Below are 18,084 nucleotides of genomic sequence, written 5' to 3' on the forward strand. Positions count from 1 at the left end.
TAGCGGGTTGGTCCCACGCCTTCCCATCCCGAACAGGACCGTGAAACGACCTAGCGCCGATGATAGTATGGATTGCCCATGTGAAAGTAGGACACCGCCAGACTCCCTATAGAAGAACCCGGTTGATCAGTCAGCCGGGTTTCTTACTTTAAGCGCAGAGAAGAGAACAATACCGCAGCAGCCTGATGGCTGCTGTTGCTGTATCTAGGTTAGAGAGGGGAAGGACTGCTGACGCAGTGCTTCGTAGAGGACGATGGCGGCGGCGTTGGACAGGTTCAGTGAGCGGATGTGCTCTGACTGCGGGATTCGCAGACATTGCTCAGCGCGTGCCTGTGCGAATGCCTCGGGCAGTCCGGTGGTTTCACGACCGAAGAGAAAGTAGATTTGCTGATTGGGGTCGCTGTAGTCGAACTGAGTGTAGTTGCGTGTGCCGTAGGTTTCTATCAGATAGACTTGTGCATTAGTCTGAGTTTCGGTTATCCCGATGAACATTTTAAATTTCATTGCTATAAGTACTATGTACTATAGCTTTGGATACAAACTTTAGTGGTTGAAATATAGTTTGGGAAAAATGAAAAACTTTTGGTTACAGTTTATATAGATGATCGCTCCATAAACGATTCGATAACTATTTAACGGTTCAGAAATAGATTCTGGTCTGATTTAAATATTATTTCACTTATATAATTATTGTGCTGCCCTGTAGCAGTAATATGCATATTGTTTATTCTGTATTTTCTTCTGACAGACTCTTCCTGTTATGTGATTAGTATGATAAGTTTTGATTGGGAGATTTATAGGCAGAAATATTAAGCCAATTGTTTGTCGGGTAGTAAAAGTCAGTACGATTATTTCTCATTGAATGGGTTTATTCAGTACACTTAATACCCAAATGGTAATAGGTAATACAATGATAGGTTTGATGATTGTTACCCACGAGACAGTAGGGCAGGCAAATATGCAATTAATCCGGCATATTTTTGGTTCTGTACCTGATAATGTTACTTTAATCGGGGTACGTAGTAGTGATTCAGTTGAAAGTATACATGCTGAGGTTGTAGAAAAACTGGCTTCTTTGGATTATGGTCACGGTGTATTGATTCTCACTGATATTTTCGGTGCCACACCCTGTAATCTGGTGCGCCGGTTAATTCAGAGTGACAATGTAATTCTGCTAACTGGTCTTAATGCTCCAATGCTGATTAAGGCACTTCAACATTTTACTAAAGTAGATGATGTACATAAATTTGCAGATGAAGTTAAAGCTGCTGCTATTGCCGGCATTATGACTATTTCTAATCAGGATGAGCTTTGAAATGGTAAAAAAGGAAATTGAGATTATTAACAAGCTTGGTTTGCATGCACGGGCATCGAATAAATTTACTCAGGTAGCCAGCCGGTTTCAGTGCGAAGTATGGGTAACTCGGAAAGATCGCCGCGTTAACGGTAAAAGCATTATGGGACTAATGATGCTGGCTGCTGCTCAAGGTAGTGTAATTGAGCTGGAAACCGACGGTGTTGATGAAAGTCAGGCAATGCAAGCGCTGGTTGAGCTGATTAATAATTATTTTGGTGAAGACGAATAATGAGTATCGTCCTGCATGGTGTTGCAGTGGGGGCCGGTGTCGCTATCGGTCGTGCTCATCTGGTGGTGCGCGGTATGGACGATGTGCCACATCAGGAGTTGTCGATTGAAGAAGTGCCCGCAGAAGTTGCCCGTTATGAGCAGGCAATCAAAACAACTCGCCGTCAGTTAGAGCAGTTGCGTACAGATATTCCGCAGAATGCACCTTCAGAACTGGGAGCGTTTATTTCTCTGCACCTGATGCTGGTAGGTGATGTAAGTCTATCCAGAGAGCCTGTAGATATTATTGAAGCACAATGTGTTAATGCAGAATGGGCATTAAAACTGCAAACGGATAAACTTTCAGATCAGTTTGATGCAATTGAAGATAATTATTTACGCGCACGTAAGCAGGATATGCTGCAAGTAGTTGAGCGTATTTTTAAAAATCTGATTGGTTTATCGACAGAAGTCGTGACTGAAGCGGAGGATTTTGAAGAAGATACGATTCTTGTTGCCCATGATTTATCGCCGGCAGATACGGTTTTTTTTAAAGACAGCCGTATTGCTGCATTTGTTACTGATGCCGGCGGACCAACTAGCCATACCGCGATTCTGGGACGTAGCCTGGATATTCCCTCTGTGATTGCACTGGGCTATGCACGGGAATTAATTAATGAAGATGAGCTGATTATTGTAGATGGCACAATGGGTGTAGTTATTATTGCACCTGATGATGTTATTTTAAAGGAATATCGCCGACGCTTGCGGGAATTTCGCAGCTTAAGACGGCAGTTAAATAAACTTAAGAATACGGCAGCAACAACATTAGATGGAATTAATATTGAGTTGTTGGGTAATATTGAAAGTGCTAATGACATAAAAGCACTGCATAGTCTGGGTATGGATGGTATCGGATTATATCGCAGTGAGTTTTTTTATCTGAACCGTGATGCTCTGCCTACAGAAGATGAACTGTATACCGAATACGCTGATGTGGTTAAAAAGCTGAAGGGTAAACCATTAACCATACGGACAATTGATTTAGGTGTAGATAAAAATCCGCGCTGGTTTGGTCCCAGTCATACGATGAATCCGGCTTTGGGATTGACCGGTATCCGTTTGTGTCTGGCTGAACCTGTGATGTTCCGTACTCAGATGCGGGCAATTATGCGGGCTGCGGTTTTGGGGCCCGTGCGCATGATGTGGCCAATGATTTCATCTGTAACAGAGATACAGCAGTGTTTAACTCATCTAAATACCGCTAAACAACAGTTACATGATCGCTTTGAAACCTTTGATGAAAATATTCAGGTTGGGGCGATGATAGAGATTCCGTCAGCTGCATTAACAGTTAATTCTATTTTGAAGATGATTGATTTCGTTTCAGTCGGTACTAATGATTTAATTCAGTATACGCTGGCGGCAGACCGTAATGATGAAAGTGTGAGTTATTTATATCAGCCGGGTCATCCTGCGGTACTGAAGTTATTACTGCATATTATTCGTACCGCTGCACGTTTGAATAAACCAGTATCCGTGTGCGGAGAAATGGCTGGTGATGCTCAATATACACGGTTATTGATGGCGATGGGGCTGCGCCGGTTTTCGATGAATGCAAATAATATTCTGGCGGTGAAAAATCAGATTATTCAAAGTGATCTGCTGATGCTTGAAACCGAAGTACAGAAAATATTACGTAATGATGATCCGGATAAAGCATTAAAATTATTGAAAAAATTAAATTCTTCACATGAATTATCTGAAACTGCGGATTAAATAAATTGTTTTGTCTGACTTAGCACAGTTTAACTGCGTTTAATGATGAAGTTCCTATAATAAATTTGTCAGTATTGTTTTTGCCTGACAATCAGTATTGAGTAAGTAGTGTTTTCCCGCAAATTGTCCACCGATATTCCCTCCCTTGGTATCGGTGGTTTTTTTTATTTATTTTTATATATGCTATATAAATATTAAAAATGTTTTATGCAATTAATATGCTATTGTAGTATTGATGGACTAAGCTCAATAACTGTATTGCCAGAATGATTAATTGCAAGTTTGTGTCTTGAGTAAACTGTTATAATAGTGGTCTATTTTTATACAATAAACTGATAATTCATGATGCAAGAACATTATTGTCCCGAAAAGATTGAGCCGGCTGCACAAGCGCGCTGGCAGGAATACCGTTTATTTAACGCTAAAGATTTTAGTCCGAAACCTAAATATTATTGTTTGTCGATGTTTCCTTACCCCTCGGGTAAGTTACATATGGGACATGTGCGTAACTACACTATTGGTGATGTACTGAGCCGTTATCGCTTGCTTAATGGGTTTAATGTGATGCAGCCGATGGGCTGGGATGCATTTGGTTTGCCTGCTGAAAATGCTGCAATGAAACATCAGGTAGCCCCGGCACAATGGACTTATGACAACATAGCTTATATGAAAAAGCAGTTGCAGAGTTTAGGTTTTGCGATTGACTGGGAGCGGGAAATTGCGACCTGTACACCGGAATATTATCGCTGGGAACAGTGGCTGTTTGTGCGTTTATTCCAGAAGGGCATTATTTATAAGAAAAACGGAACAGTAAACTGGGATCCGGTGGATCAGACTGTACTGGCCAATGAGCAGGTTGTAGACGGTCGTGGCTGGCGTTCCGGTGCCATTGTAGAAAAACGTGAAATCCCGATGTATTACTTCAGGATTACAGATTATGCTGAAGAGCTGCTCAATGGTCTGGATACACTGGAACATTGGCCGGAGCAGGTAAAAACCATGCAGCGCAACTGGATTGGCAAGTCACGCGGGATGCAGGTACGGTTTGCACTAGCTGAAGACAGTAAAGCGGGATTAACCGGTGAGTATGCAGATTTTGTACAGGTATATACCACACGTCCTGATACACTGATGGGAGCAACTTATGTTGCTGTTGCTGCAGAACATCCGCTAGCGACAGCTGCCGCTGCTGATAACCCTCAGTTACAGCAGTTTATTGCTGAGTGCAAGGCCGGTTCTGTGGCTGAAGCAGACATGGCCACGATGGAGAAGAAAGGTATGCCTACCGGACGCTTTGCCATCAATCCGCTTAATGGCGATGTGCTGCCGGTCTGGGTGGCCAATTATGTGCTGTGGGGATATGGTGATGGTGCGGTAATGGCTGTTCCGGCGCATGATGAACGTGATTTTGAATTTGCCACTAAATATCAGCTACCAGTAAAACAAGTAATTGCCTCTACGCAGAATACAGATGCTTTTAATACAAGCGTGTGGCAGGAATGGTATGGCAGTAAAGAGCAGACAAAGTGTGTTAACAGCGGTGAACTGGATGGTCTGGATTTTTATGCGGCATTTGAGCGTGTTGGTGAGATTTTACAGGCTAAAAATGCCGGTGCACCGAAAACACAATATCGCCTGCGTGACTGGGGTATTTCCCGGCAGCGTTACTGGGGTTGCCCGATTCCGATTATCCATTGTGATGATTGTGGTGATGTCACTGTTCCGGAAGAACAGTTGCCAGTTGTTTTACCGGAAAATGTGGTACCGGATGGTGCCGGTTCTCCATTAGCCAGAATGCCGGAATTTTACGAAACTACCTGTCCTTGCTGCGGTAAACCGGCTCGTCGGGAAACCGACACTATGGATACTTTTGTTGAATCGAGCTGGTATGCGGTACGGTATGCATCACCACATTGCAATACCGCAATGGTGGACAAAGAGGCTGCTAATTACTGGATGAATGCAGACCAGTATATCGGCGGTATTGAACATGCTATTTTACATCTGCTCTATGCCCGTTTCTTTACAAAGTTAATGCGCGATGAGGGACTGCTGAATGTAGATGAGCCATTTGCCCGCTTACTTACCCAGGGTATGGTGGTATGTGAAACGTATTATCGTGAAGGTGCTAATGGCAGCAAAGAATGGATTGCACCGCAAGATGTGGATTTGCAGCGGGATGATAAAGGCCGGCCTCTGGCTGCAACCCTGAAAGCAGATGGTAAACCGGTATGTATCGGTGGCATTGAGAAAATGTCTAAATCTAAGAATAATGGTGTGGATCCGCAAGAGCTGATTGACCGCTATGGTGCGGATACTGCGCGATTGTTTATGATGTTCGCCGCACCACCTGAGCAATCACTGGAGTGGTCAGATGCCGGGGTAGAGGGTGCTCATCGCTTCCTGCGCCGTTTGTGGCGTACTGTATATGATTATTTACAGCAGGGTGCAGGTGTAACCGCATTTACCGGCAGTCAGGATAATTTGTCTGCCGACCTGAAGGCACTGCGGTTGAAACTGCATAGCACGGTCGCCAAAGTAACCGATGATTATGGTCGCCGGCAGCAATTTAATACCGCAATTGCTGCGGTTATGGAACTGCTGAATCAGTATGACCGGACTGATTGCACTATAGAAGCAGGGCGAGCCGTGGCACAGGAAGTGCTGGAGTGCGTATTGCGTCTGTTATGGCCGATTGTGCCTCATGTGTGTGAAACATTATGGAATGAGCTGTCTCCGCAGAAAACGCTGTGGGATGCTGCATGGCCATGTGTTGATGAAGCCGCACTGGTACAGGATGAAATTACCCTGATGGTTCAGGTAAATGGAAAGCTGCGCGGACAAATTACTGTTTCTGCCGATAGTAGTAATGATGAAGTACAGGCAGTAGCGCTGGCTGATCCGGCCATACAACGATTTGTGGATGGCAAAACACCGAAAAAAGTTATCGTTGTGCCAAAACGATTAGTCAATATTGTTGTCTGATCGCATAATCCGATGAAAAAGACATGTTATTAACATGTCTTTTTTTATTACATAAATCAATTACTGCGAAATACGCCCAGGTTATTTGGCGCCTGTAGCGCAAATAATTCAGGGTAGAGTATAGGCGATCAGATAGTCTCCCATCTTCGTACCGAATGAGCTATGACCACCGGCCATTTGTACTACATATTGTTTACCATTAACGGCATACGTCATTGGTGTAGCCTGTCCGCCGGCCGGCAAACGTGTCTGCCATAATAAATCTCCGTTACTGGTATCGTATGCACGCAGATAGTTGTCCTGCGTTGCACTAACAAACATAATATTACCCGCTGTGGATATTGAACCACCCAGACCCGGAACGCCAATTTTCAATGGTGGTAATTCAAATAATTTCGGCAGACTGTCACGAATAGTGCCAATACGCTTTTTCCACACTACTTGGTTAGTCTGCAAATCAACACCAGCAACAAATCCCCATGCCGGTTGTTTACAAGGTAAACCTATTGGTGACAGAAAAGGATTAATTTCTACCCTATAAGGAGCACCATACATCGGCTGGATACCATTCTCAGTACCGGCACCCTGTTTTTGCTGAGCCCTGTCGGGATTAGCCGGAATCAGGCGGGAAACGAAGGGCAGTCCGATTGGGTTCATTAGAGCAATTTGCCGATCCTGATTGACAGATATACCACCCCATTCAAATACCCCCAGATTACCCGGAAATACCAGTGTGCCATTTTCAGAAGGTGGTGTATAAATGCCATTGTAATTTAAGCGCTTAAACTGGATGCGGCACAGAAGCTGGTCAAACATGGTTGCTCCCCACATATCTTTGTCAGTCAGTTTGTCTTTCGGCATCAGACTTAAAGCTGAGAAAGGCTGAGTAGCGGCATAATGTTCACCCTGTGTCGGTTTACCATATTTCAGAGTCTGTGGTACCGGTTGTTCAGTAACTGGCACAATGGGTTGGCCGGTTTCACGGTTGAGGACAAAAATATTACCGGTTTTGGTCAGCACATAAATAGCAGCAATCCGTGTACCGGATGGTATTGTAATGTCCATCAGTGAAGGCTGAGCCGGTACGTCCATATCCCAAAGATCATGGTGAGTAGTCTGAAAATGCCATAGCAGTTTACCAGTTGAGGCATTCAGTGCCACAAGAGAGTTGGCATAACGTTCTTTTAATTTATTACGGTGACCACCCCAGATGTCCGGTGTGCTCACTCCGGTGGGGATATATACAATATTACGCTGCTGGTCGTAGGCCAGAGGTGCCCATGCATTGGGTGAATTATGCACGAAATTGGTCTTTTCACCCGGCATCGCATTCGGGTTTTCCGCACCAGTATCAAATACCCATTTTAATTGGCCGTTATTGACATCATAACCACGAATTACCCCGGAAGGTTCTTTAGTTGAGAGATTATCCGTTACCGAACCACCGATAATAATCGTGCTAGGTGTTACAACAGGCGGTGAGGTCGGATTATATCCTCCTAAAAAAGCATAAGGCATTTTGGCTTGCAGATTAATTTCACCGTTATGACCGAAATCCGGACATTTCTGACCAGTTTGCGCATTGACGGCAATTAGACGTCCATCATTAACCGGCAATAAAACTTTTTGCGGACAAATAGCGGATGCGGTGGTCTCAGAACTATGTGCTGTCGTAGCATCATAATAGCTGACACCACGACAAGTCAGATGCTGAAAAGTTCTGTTGCTGCGCAATTCAGGGTCAAAACGCCATAAACGTTTGCCGGTAGTGGCATCCAGAGCATCCAGAAACTGGTGTGGTGTACAGATAAAGAGTTTATTGCCGATTTTGATCGGTGTTAGTTCATTAGTGGTTTCTGCTGAATCATTAGCAGTTTTGAAATCACCGGTATGGTAAGTCCAGGCTACTTTAAGCTGTTTAACATTAGCGGTATTGATTTGAGTTAATGGTGAATAGCGTGTTCCGCCCTGAGTACGACCATACGCCGGCCAGTCTCCCGCTGCGACACCATTATCGTCTGCTGCCGGTGCTGGCTGGAGGCGAGTAATGGTGCCATTAATTTGCTGCGGATCATGGCTGATGCTGTAGAACATCACACCCAGTATAGTAATTAATGCTAATGTAATAATTATTTTACCATTTCCAGACGCTGATAAATGCCGTGTTGACCACGGAGTTAAAAGCCATAATCCAAACAGAAACAGTAGGTCAAAACGCGGTGCTAATGCCCAGAAATCGGTGCCAGACTCCCATAAACCCCAGATTAGCGTAATAAACAGAATAATTGCATATAACCACAGGCAGCTACTGCGCTGATACTGGTACAGAACAGTAAACAGACTCAGTAACAGGGCAATAATGGCATAAAAGGGCGAACCACCCAGGCATATTAGCCATATCCCTCCAATTAGCAGGTAGATAACAGTTAGCCAAAGTACCAGCAAAGTGATTATTCTGGCGACGAAAAATGATGTAAATATTTTCATAATACTTCTGTTAACCTGTTTTTATAAAAAATACTGCTAAAATTATTATAATAAACAATATATAAGATGAAAATGTATATATATTAATGAATAGAAAATTTACTATAATATTCAGAATCTGGTTAAACAGGGCAAGTATTTCAAAGCGCAAGCACAGCTTATTTTTTTACATCAGGATGGCACTGCCATTTTTTACCTTATGATTATTATTGGAAATAAATATAATAAATATCATGATATAAAATTATTATAGATAATAGTTTGTGTACTAAATAGAAAATACTATAAGCAGTCAAAAATTAATCGGCTTTTTGAAAAAGTATGCATACTAGTACCGGAATTAACGCCACAACGGTGTAGGTTAAACTAAATATTTAAAATTTTCTGGTCTGAATGATATCTCGTGATTAAATCCAGGCAATTTGCAGATTTATCTGTTCAAATAACAATCTTGAGTTAAAAAAATAAATTTACAGGGATAATAATTCTTAAATAAATTTAGCGTTTAATCTGCTGTGGATTTTAAATACTGTAAATAAAAATTTATCCTTAGGATAATAAATGTGCATCTAATGTATATTTATTAGTACTATTATAATTATTAATGAAAACTATTTGCATAAGATGTTTTAATATATATTTGAAATAACTGAATAATTCTATATATATTTTTTTTAATAAATATTGCATAATATGCAAATATTAAAAAATGATTATAAATGTTAAAATCAATTAAATTTAATATACGCAAATATTGTTAACTTATTTAATAAACATCAATTTGAAAACATTGATTCAGGCATGAAAATGAATAACTTTAAGCAGAAAAAATTAAATTCAATTATACATACATTAGTATTTAAACTTTCACTAGGAACCCTGGCACTACTCCCGGTAGCAGTAAATGCAGAGACAAATATTAATGATACTAATATCGGGAATTACAAAAAAACTGGAATAAAAATTTCAGACGATTTAATTATAGATATAACAAACAAAACAGAACCACATATTGATATTGATCAGAATAGTAGTAGCGGAATGGGGCTTGCCGCAGCTTCCGACAAAAATACAACTATCAATGGTGATTTATTTAAGGTTAAAGGTCGGAAATCTAATAACTACTATAATAGTTTTAATGGTATTTATTTATCAAGTAGATCTAACTTGGTTTCAAATAGTGACCTTGACATAGATATTACAAGTGGTCGTGGTATGTATCTGTCCAGTGAAGGAAACGGTGAGTTTAACAGGAAAGTAACCATAAAAGGCCAAGAATATAGCCCAGACGGAGACTATAACATAGGTATATCTGCTTATAATTCTTCCAGAACTAAACGTACAACAGGTACGTTTAATGATGAGGTAAACATAAAGATTGAAGGGACGGCAAGTATAGGCATTGCTTCGCAGAAAGCACAGAGCCCAAATATCGCAGGTAATGAATTAACTTTTAATGATAAAGTAAACATTGATATAACAACTAAGCCAGGTACAATCAAATCCGGCAACAAGGAGTACACGTATTATGGTGCTGGTATTGCTATTGAACAAATATCGCCTTTAGTGGAAGATTCTGATGGTATAGATAGAGGTGATGTTATGAAATTTAATAAAGGACTTAACCTCACCATTAAGGGTGGTACCGCAATTTTAATGGATCAGCACAAAGGCAAATTAGAGATTAATGATGGTTCAAATGGTAACCGTATCGTTGTTCAGGATCCTAAAGACTTTAAGGCTATAGAAGCAACTGCTGGTAAAGTGACGATTAATGGTAAATCAGAAATTATTGGAGATATTTTTTCAAGTGAAAATAAAGATCTTCGGGATAAAGGAGTAGTCAATTTAACTCTGACTGACGGATCAATGTTATTAAGCTCTTTAGACAATGATGGTGGTGCAGGTGAGATTAATCTTGGCCTTTCCGGTAGCCATAGCCAGTGGAAAATGACAAGCAGTTCAAATATTAACTCTCTGAAACTTAGTGATGATGCCAAAGTCAGCTTTGGTTATGACTATAATAATACATCTAACACCGCGCAGAAGCTTGACGGTACAAATGCAATGACATTAACAACAGGTTCGCTGGCTGGTAATGGCGTGTTTGAAATGCGAACTGCAATTGGCACGAAGTTAAATAGTGATATGCTGAAAATTACCGGTGCAAAACAGGCAACAGGTAATCATCGAATTATCATCAATGATCAAGGTACAGGCGCAGCTGCAGTCACCGGAAATGAAAAAATTAAACTGGTTGAAACCAATGGTGGTGATGCTAAATTTAGTTTATCGTCCTCAGCAATAGATATTGGTGGCTATGAATTTAATACTTTAGACGAATTTGGCAATTCTAATCCTGACGGTTCAGACTGGATATTGTCTGCATCTGGCCCTGTTGGCGGCTCAAACGACATCGGTCAAGGTGGAGCCGGCTCAGGCAGCAACGATAATGGTGGCAGTGGCTCAGGCAACACCGGTAATGGTGATGGAACATCAGGTGGCTCTGACACAAAGCCAGGTTCCAAACCAAATTTAACTAATACAGCAAAAAATTCGGCCAATATTCTTAATTCAAATTATTTAATGAGTTATGTTGAAACACAAACTTTATTGCAGCGTATGGGACAAATCCGTACCGATGATACAGCGAGCGGTAAAGTATGGGGGCGTATATATACAGGGAAACTGAACTCGTTTAATGATAATCGGTTGTCTGGTTTTGATATGGATTATTATGGATTACAGATGGGGCTGGACCGTAAACTGAATTACGATAAAGTGAACCTATATTATGGTTTAATGGGCGGACTAAGCCGGGGTGAAGTTGATCACAACGTTGGTGACGGCAGTACTAAAAGCTATTCACTAGGATTATATGGTACGTTACAAAGTCAGAATGGTTTTTATCTTGATGGTTTAGTCAAGTATATGCATATGACCAACAAGTTCAATAGTATGACCGCAGGAGGCTATCATGTTAAAGGAGATGGCAATACCAATGGTTTTTCCATAGGAGCAGAAGTAGGCAAACGTATTCATTTATCCGGTGCAGGAAATGCGGATGAGGGTTGGTATTTAGAACCACAGGCTCAGCTTACTTATTCACATCAGGATGGAGCCACCATAAATGCGACCAATGGATTAAGTACAAGACTAGCCAGTTATAATTCATTAATAGGGCGTGCCAGTCTTATTTTAGGTTATACTATTCAGAGTGGTAAAAACCCGGTGGATGTATATTTTAAAACGGGTTACCTGAGAGAGTTTGATGGAAAAACATCTTATACCTTTAATCGTGTTGCAAAAGAAAAGTATGATTTTGGTGGTAACTGGTGGGATAACGGTATAGGAATTAATGTGCGGCTGAATGGGAAGCATCATATTTATGGTGATATGGTTTATTCTGCAGGAAACAAATTTAATCAGAAGCAGATTAATGCGGGATATCGTTACAACTTTTAACCAGAATGTTATTGCTGACTAAAGCTAAAATTTAGCGAAGACTGATGTTTAAAAGCAGGTTTAATCATGGTGGTGCCGGATAATTCTGGTACCACCATTTTGGTGTTTAGTTGATTATTGGTCAATGTATATAGGAAATATGGCTATTAATATTAATTTATTGAATGTAATTATGAACTAGTCAGAGACTATGCAGTTATACATTTTAAATGGATGCGTTTAGTAGTGATATCAATGGTTGAGTATAAACAATTTAATTATTTAAAATGCATAATTACTTTTTCTTTTATTGATACTAATCAGCTGTTGCCGGATAGCTGTTGCTGTTTAAGTTACAGTCTGTCTGAATAGGTGAATAGTATTCAGAGTAAATCTTTTTCATGCTGCTCCATCCAGTTTGCGATGGAAACCAAAGCCGGTTTTAGAGTTTTTCCCAGCGCTGTTATCTGGTATTCAACTTTAGGCGGTACTTCGGGGTAGAGCTTTCTGGTAATTAATCCTTTTTGTTCAAACAGCTTTAGCTGTTTTGTTAATTCTTTCTGAGTAATTGGTGCGATGGCTCGCCTTAATTCGCCAAAACGAATGGGTTGATCAGTGATAATCAGGCGATACAGGATAGGAATAGCCCATTTTCCTGAAATTAAATTAACAAATTTAACCATAGGACAATGATAAATATCAGGGGTATTTTTTTCAGTGTGCATAACTATTTTCCATTAGTATCTATTTGGTACCTACTTTCATAAGTAAACCGGTTAAATTATACTGAATTTTATTTTTGAAAGGGAATCTATGAACAGGTTAACGGGTAAATATACACTGATTACAGGCGGAAGCAGTGGAATAGGGCTGGCAACTGCCAGAGAATTTATTGCCGAAGGTGCGACAGTAGCCATAACCGGCAGAAATAAAGACAGATTACTGGCAGCGAAGCAGGAATTAGGTGCAGATGTAATAATATTGCAAAGTGATACTTCTGATGTTGAAGAACAAAAGCTTCTGGCTGCACAGTTAACCAAAATGTGGCCTAGATTAGATGCCGTATATATTAATGCGGCCGATGTCACTCATCTGCCGGTAACTGATTGGAATGAAAATACTTTTGACAGGGTAATGAATACTAATTTCAAGGGGCCGTTTTTTCTGATACAGGCGCTGTTACCTTTGCTGGCTGATCCCTGTTCGGTTATTTTGTGCGGTACGGTAAGTACCAAAATCGGTTTACCGCAAAGCAGTATTTATGCGTCCAGTAAAGCTGCTCTCTGTTCATTAGCCAAAACACTGTCGGGAGAGCTGTTATCCAGAAATATTCGCTTCAACTGTTTAGTTCCCGGCCCGACAGACACGCCGGCGCATATGAATTTAAATACCACTAACGCGGATGCTGTCAAACATTTACAGCAGGAAATTAAGGCATTGGTACCGTTAGGGCGTTTGGGCAAACCGATAGAGCTGGCTAAAGCCGCTGTTTTTCTGGCATCGGATGAATCATCTTTTATGCTCGGTGCGGAAATACTGGTAGATGGGGGGGTAGGTAATATCTAATTTTAGTTTTTTGATAAAAAAATAATGATGTTATTTGCGTAAATTCAGTAGTAAATCTCTAAAGACGTTCGGATCTTTAATAAAGGTAATTTCTCCTGCCTGCGGAAAATGGTAATCAAGCAGGCGGGAAACCCAGAAGCGAATACATGCAGCTCGCTGTGCAACCGGAAAGTAATCCTGTTCAGCGGAAGTCAGCGGGCGTATGCTTTCATAGCCGTGTATAAATGCCTGTTGCAGATTCTGGTCGATATGATGGTCTGCACGACGTGCCCAGTCGTTAACGGCAATGGCAAGGTCATACATGAAGTTACCGTTACATGCATAATAGAAATCAATAAATCCGGCTACCTGTTCACCATCCAGCAAAACATTATCGCGGAATAAATCGGCATGGATGATACCCGCAGGCAGATTTGTACGTTCATGTGCATCAAAGAAAGCAATTTCTGCTTGTAATAACTGCTGATCTTCCGGATCCAGAAAGGGTAATAAGCGGGTACTGGCCTCATGCCACCAGCCAGTGTAACGCGGATTGTGCATTTTCTGCGTGAATTCGCTACCTGCCAGATGCATTTTAGCCAGCATCGCTCCAGTATTGAAACATTGCTGTACGGATGGGCTGCTGGTATCGCTGCCGGTCAGGCAGGTTACCAGACAGGCTGGTTTGCCAGCCAAAGTGCTATCCAGACGACCGTCAGTTCGGGCAACAGGAGCAGGACAGGCTACGCCGTGAGCACTTAGATGCCGGGTTAAATCTAAAAAGAAGGGCAGCTCATCCTGTGTCATGGCTTCAAAAACAGTCAGTACATAGCGCCCTTGTGTGGTGGTTACAAAATAATTGCTGTTAGTAACGCCCTGAGCGATACCTTGTAAACCAATAAACCGACCTAAGTGATAATCACACAGAAAGCTGCGCATTTCATCGTCGCTAACGCTGGTGTAAACCGACATAAATGTAACCAATAAACAGAATTAAACGAAAAGTTTAAACCTGAGACAGGATGTTTAAACAAATTGCAAGCATGATGGCAATAAAGGGCTGATGTCAAGTATTTATTGGAATGATTGCTTATGAACGGTAGTTCATAGAAAACTTGTTATCTGATGATGTTTAAATTCAATGATGGTTATGTCATATAAGGGGCTGAAATAGAAATTGGGTAATTCGTAAGCCAATATTCCGGACGATGAACTATACTGGAAAGTATTTTATCTTTATGGCATATAATAAAATAGAATAAGTGAATGCATAAGGGCTATTTCACAACTTATTTACTTTTGCGTATTCTTAGCTTGCACTAGGTATCAAACGCGGGCAGAAAGCTTGCCGGCGCAGGAGTATAAAATGAATTTATCTTTGCTCGCGAACATTATGGTGTTCGCATTGTTATTATGGATACTGAGCCGTACGCATTCAACCCAATGGAGTTTATCCAAAAAAGTATTATTGGGTATGATTCTTGGTATTGGATTGGGTTTAGGGCTGCAACTGATTTACGGAGCATCCAGCCCGGTAATCCGTACTTCTGTACAATGGTTTGATGTAGTCGGCAACGGCTATGTACAGTTATTGCAGATGGTCGTTATGCCGCTGGTGTTTGCCTCAATTCTGAGTGCTGTGGCGCGATTACATAATGCTGCTCAGCTAGGCAAAATCAGTCTGATGACTATCGGCGTGTTACTGTTTACTACGGCGATGGCTGCATTGATCGGTACTTTGCTGACCAGTCTGTTTGGTCTGACTGCCAACGGTCTGATTCAGGGAGAAGCTGAAACTGCGCGCTTTAATGCAATTCAGGCTAATTATGTTGGCAAGGTAGCAGATTTAAATGTACCGCAGCTATTACTGTCTTTTATTCCAAAAAATCCGTTTGCTGATTTAACCGGAGCCAATCCGACCTCTATTATCAGTGTGGTTATTTTTGCTGTATTTCTCGGTATCGCCGCATTGAAATTATTAAAAGATGATGCTGCTAAGGGTGAGCGGGTGTTAAGGGCAATTGATATCTTACAAAGCTGGGTAATGAAATTGGTACGGATAGTAATGCTGTTAACTCCCTATGGAGTCCTGGCACTGATGACTAAAGTAGTGGCTTCTTCAAATATGCAGGAGATTATTAAGCTGGGAGGCTTTGTACTGGTTTCGTATCTGGCACTGGCTCTGATGTTCGGGGTACATGGTCTGTTACTGGGCATATTTGGGATCAATCCGGGTAAATATTTTCAGAAAATATGGCCGGTACTGACTTTTGCATTCACCAGTCGCTCCAGTGCTGCTTCTATTCCGCTTAATATCGAGGCTCAGACGCAGCGTCTTGGTGTACCGAAAACTATTGCCGGTTTTGCTGCTTCTTTTGGTGCAACTATCGGACAGAATGGTTGTGCCGGTTTGTATCCGGCTATGCTCGCCACCATGATTGCGCCAACTGTAGGTATCAATACTCTGGATCCATGGTGGATTGCAACACTGGTCGGGATGGTGACTATCAGTTCCGCGGGTGTGGCCGGTGTTGGCGGCGGAGCTACATTTGCGGCGCTGATTGTGCTGCCGGCAATGGGTTTGCCGATTACGCTGGTAGCCTTACTGATTTCTGTAGAACCATTGATTGATATGGGGCGTACGGCATTGAATGTCAGCGGTGCGATGACTGCAGGTACGTTAACCAGCCAGTGGCTGCATCAGACTAATAAAAAAATATTAAATAGTACGGAGCACGGCAGACTGGTACATTAATGCAGTAGGTATTTAAAACTATTTTGTCATACTTAGCAGCCGGTCTGTGACAGCAGAGTGGCTGATTGTTTTTCGTTTAAATTCTTAATATGGGGCATGAGCGGATTAAGGTTTACAGACAGGTAATTAAACAGGACAGTTTTAATCATTTAACTGTCCTGTTCGGATAATACTATGATGATGTCGCAAGTAATCAGGCGGTAGAGGCTGCCTGTCAGGTTTTTGCTAAAGATATTATCTGTTTTGTAAAACGATTTGTAGCATACGCCGGATAGGTTCTGCGGCACCCCATAAAAGCTGGTCACCTACGGTAAAGGCACTGATATATTCTCCACCCATGCCCATTTTGCGGATGCGCCCTACTGGTACAGTTAATGTGCCAGTTACTGCTGCGGGTGTCAGCTCATGCATAGATGCGGTTTTTTCATTAGGTACAACTTTTACCCAGTCATTGGCAGCAGCAAGAATTTTCTCAATTTCAGCTACGGGTAAATCCTGTTTCAGTTTTAAGGTGAGTGCCTGACTGTGGCAGCGCATTGCACCGACACGGACACACAAGCCGTCGATAACGATTGGCTGTGCACTGCGACCTAAAATTTTATTGGTTTCTACAGCACCTTTCCATTCTTCTTTAGACTGACCGTTACCCAGATCAGCATCAATCCATGGAATCAGACTGCCGGCAAGAGGAACGCCGAACTGAGCCCGCGGGTATGCTTCGCTGCGTAAAAAATCGGCAACTTTTCGGTCTATGGCTAAAATAGCACTGGCCGGATCGGCCAGTTCTGAACTAACCTGATTTTCAATGGCACCCATTGCACTAATCAGTTCACGCATATTCTGGGCGCCGGCGCCGGATGCTGCCTGATAGGTCATGCTGGTAGCCCATTCCACTAAATCCTGTTCAAACAGGCCGCCCAGAGCCATTAGCATCAGTGACACTGTACAATTACCGCCGACAAAATCTTTGATGCCGTTTGACAGGGCGCTATCAATCACTGCGCGGTTCACCGGATCAAGTACGATAACTGCTTTATCGCTCATGCGCAGAGTGGATGCAGCATCAATCCAATATCCCTGCCAGCCCTGATCACGCAGCGGCTGGTGGATTGCTTTGGTATAGTCGCCACCCTGACAGGTAACGATAATATCCATTTGAGCCAGAGCATCCAGATTACGGGCATCCAGCAGTGTTTTTGCTGTCTGGCCAAAATCAGGTGCGGCTGCACCGGCTGCTGATGTCGTGAAAAAATACGCATCTGCAATACTTTGAAAATCATTTTCTTCCTGCATGCGCTGCATTAATACTGAACCTACCATACCGCGCCAGCCAACAAAACCTACTTTCACCGGGTGCTCCTTAAAACAATTCAATTTAATTAAAATTTCTGTTGCCAGATACCAGAATACTATCCGGTCTTTTAACCATAATCACGACTGTTTGTAAACAGATAATTACTATTCTGGTAAATTTCAGGCTGTACAGCTTATCTTTTGCCGGATTTATAGCGTCAATTCAATACTG

General features: G+C 41.9%; 12 protein-coding genes and 1 rRNA gene. 8 read left to right on the forward strand and 5 right to left on the reverse strand.

Annotated features, from left to right (window positions below; genetic code table 11):
* Positions 1-103, forward strand: a 5S ribosomal RNA gene (gene rrf, locus GYX91_RS00285); the annotation flags it as partial.
* A 101-nt stretch (positions 104-204) separates the two neighbouring features.
* On the opposite strand, the gene GYX91_RS00290 is transcribed toward rrf, so the two are convergent.
* Complete coding sequence (locus GYX91_RS00290) at positions 205-504, reverse strand: tRNA (cytidine(34)-2'-O)-methyltransferase (RefSeq protein ID WP_174829664.1); 300 nt, start codon at positions 502-504, stop codon at positions 205-207.
* A gap of 406 nt (positions 505-910) precedes the next feature.
* On the opposite strand from GYX91_RS00290, the gene GYX91_RS00295 reads away from it, so the two are divergent.
* From GYX91_RS00295 to leuS, 4 genes are all read left to right on the forward strand, one after another.
* Positions 911-1,315, forward strand: coding sequence for a PTS sugar transporter subunit IIA (locus GYX91_RS00295; RefSeq protein WP_084550455.1), 405 nt, complete (start codon positions 911-913; stop codon positions 1,313-1,315).
* 1 nt (position 1,316) lies between these two features.
* Positions 1,317-1,586 carry an HPr family phosphocarrier protein gene (locus tag GYX91_RS00300; protein ID WP_037391766.1) on the forward strand — a complete coding sequence of 90 codons (270 nt, stop codon included), beginning with the start codon at positions 1,317-1,319 and terminating at the stop codon, positions 1,584-1,586.
* Positions 1,586-3,343 (forward strand): phosphoenolpyruvate--protein phosphotransferase, encoded by a 1,758-nt coding sequence (ptsP, locus tag GYX91_RS00305; RefSeq protein ID WP_084550395.1) that lies wholly within the window; start codon positions 1,586-1,588, stop codon positions 3,341-3,343. The genes GYX91_RS00300 and ptsP overlap by 1 nt, the downstream gene beginning before the upstream one ends.
* 345 nt (positions 3,344-3,688) lie before the next feature.
* On the forward strand, positions 3,689-6,328 hold the full coding sequence (gene leuS / locus GYX91_RS00310; protein WP_174829674.1) for a leucine--tRNA ligase: 2,640 nt from the start codon (positions 3,689-3,691) through the stop codon (positions 6,326-6,328).
* A gap of 108 nt (positions 6,329-6,436) precedes the next feature.
* On the opposite strand, the gene GYX91_RS00315 is transcribed toward leuS, so the two are convergent.
* Positions 6,437-8,815, reverse strand: coding sequence for a glucose/quinate/shikimate family membrane-bound PQQ-dependent dehydrogenase (locus GYX91_RS00315; RefSeq protein ID WP_174829665.1), 2,379 nt, complete (start codon positions 8,813-8,815; stop codon positions 6,437-6,439).
* 807 nt (positions 8,816-9,622) lie between these two features.
* On the opposite strand from GYX91_RS00315, the gene GYX91_RS00320 reads away from it, so the two are divergent.
* A complete protein-coding gene (locus GYX91_RS00320; RefSeq protein WP_174829666.1) occupies positions 9,623-12,280 on the forward strand; it encodes an autotransporter outer membrane beta-barrel domain-containing protein in 2,658 nt (885 codons plus the stop codon).
* A 362-nt stretch (positions 12,281-12,642) separates the two neighbouring features.
* Here GYX91_RS00320 and GYX91_RS00325 read toward each other — a convergent pair whose 3' ends face one another.
* Positions 12,643-12,984: a helix-turn-helix domain-containing protein gene (locus GYX91_RS00325; protein ID WP_084547589.1), complete on the reverse strand. Its 342-nt coding sequence runs from the start codon at positions 12,982-12,984 to the stop codon at positions 12,643-12,645.
* Positions 12,985-13,072: 88 nt separating this feature from the next.
* Here GYX91_RS00325 and GYX91_RS00330 point away from each other — a divergent pair, with 88 nt between their 5' ends.
* Positions 13,073-13,825, forward strand: a complete 753-nt coding sequence (locus GYX91_RS00330; RefSeq protein WP_174829667.1) for an SDR family oxidoreductase — start codon at positions 13,073-13,075, stop codon at positions 13,823-13,825.
* 30 nt (positions 13,826-13,855) lie between these two features.
* On the opposite strand, the gene thrB is transcribed toward GYX91_RS00330, so the two are convergent.
* Positions 13,856-14,776: a homoserine kinase gene (gene thrB, locus GYX91_RS00335; RefSeq protein WP_037474477.1), complete on the reverse strand. Its 921-nt coding sequence runs from the start codon at positions 14,774-14,776 to the stop codon at positions 13,856-13,858.
* Positions 14,777-15,170: 394 nt separating this feature from the next.
* Between thrB and GYX91_RS00340 the strand changes: the two genes are divergently transcribed.
* Positions 15,171-16,559: an L-cystine transporter gene (locus GYX91_RS00340; RefSeq protein WP_174829668.1), complete on the forward strand. Its 1,389-nt coding sequence runs from the start codon at positions 15,171-15,173 to the stop codon at positions 16,557-16,559.
* Between the two features lie 234 nt (positions 16,560-16,793).
* On the opposite strand, the gene asd is transcribed toward GYX91_RS00340, so the two are convergent.
* Positions 16,794-17,909, reverse strand: a complete 1,116-nt coding sequence (asd, locus tag GYX91_RS00345) for an aspartate-semialdehyde dehydrogenase (RefSeq protein WP_174829669.1) — start codon at positions 17,907-17,909, stop codon at positions 16,794-16,796.
* Positions 17,910-18,084: the final 175 nt, after the last annotated feature.

The sequence above is a fragment of the Snodgrassella sp. ESL0304 genome (assembly GCF_013344995.1).
GTDB classification, from domain to species: Bacteria; Pseudomonadota; Gammaproteobacteria; order Burkholderiales; family Neisseriaceae; genus Snodgrassella; species Snodgrassella alvi.

Excerpts from the sequence above, each read along its gene's own strand:
- GYX91_RS00300 (WP_037391766.1), top strand. The coding sequence starts at position 1,317 with ATGGTAAAAAAGGAAATTGAGATTATTAACAAGCTTGGTTTGCATGCA.
- thrB (WP_037474477.1), bottom strand. The coding sequence starts at position 14,776 with ATGTCGGTTTACACCAGCGTTAGCGACGATGAAATGCGCAGCTTTCTG.
- GYX91_RS00315 (WP_174829665.1), bottom strand. The coding sequence starts at position 8,815 with ATGAAAATATTTACATCATTTTTCGTCGCCAGAATAATCACTTTGCTG.
- ptsP (WP_084550395.1), top strand. The coding sequence starts at position 1,586 with ATGAGTATCGTCCTGCATGGTGTTGCAGTGGGGGCCGGTGTCGCTATC.
- GYX91_RS00295 (WP_084550455.1), top strand. The coding sequence starts at position 911 with ATGATAGGTTTGATGATTGTTACCCACGAGACAGTAGGGCAGGCAAAT.
- GYX91_RS00325 (WP_084547589.1), bottom strand. The coding sequence starts at position 12,984 with ATGCACACTGAAAAAAATACCCCTGATATTTATCATTGTCCTATGGTT.
- leuS (WP_174829674.1), top strand. The coding sequence starts at position 3,689 with ATGCAAGAACATTATTGTCCCGAAAAGATTGAGCCGGCTGCACAAGCG.
- GYX91_RS00340 (WP_174829668.1), top strand. The coding sequence starts at position 15,171 with ATGAATTTATCTTTGCTCGCGAACATTATGGTGTTCGCATTGTTATTA.
- GYX91_RS00320 (WP_174829666.1), top strand. The coding sequence starts at position 9,623 with ATGAATAACTTTAAGCAGAAAAAATTAAATTCAATTATACATACATTA.
- GYX91_RS00290 (WP_174829664.1), bottom strand. The coding sequence starts at position 504 with ATGAAATTTAAAATGTTCATCGGGATAACCGAAACTCAGACTAATGCA.
- GYX91_RS00330 (WP_174829667.1), top strand. The coding sequence starts at position 13,073 with ATGAACAGGTTAACGGGTAAATATACACTGATTACAGGCGGAAGCAGT.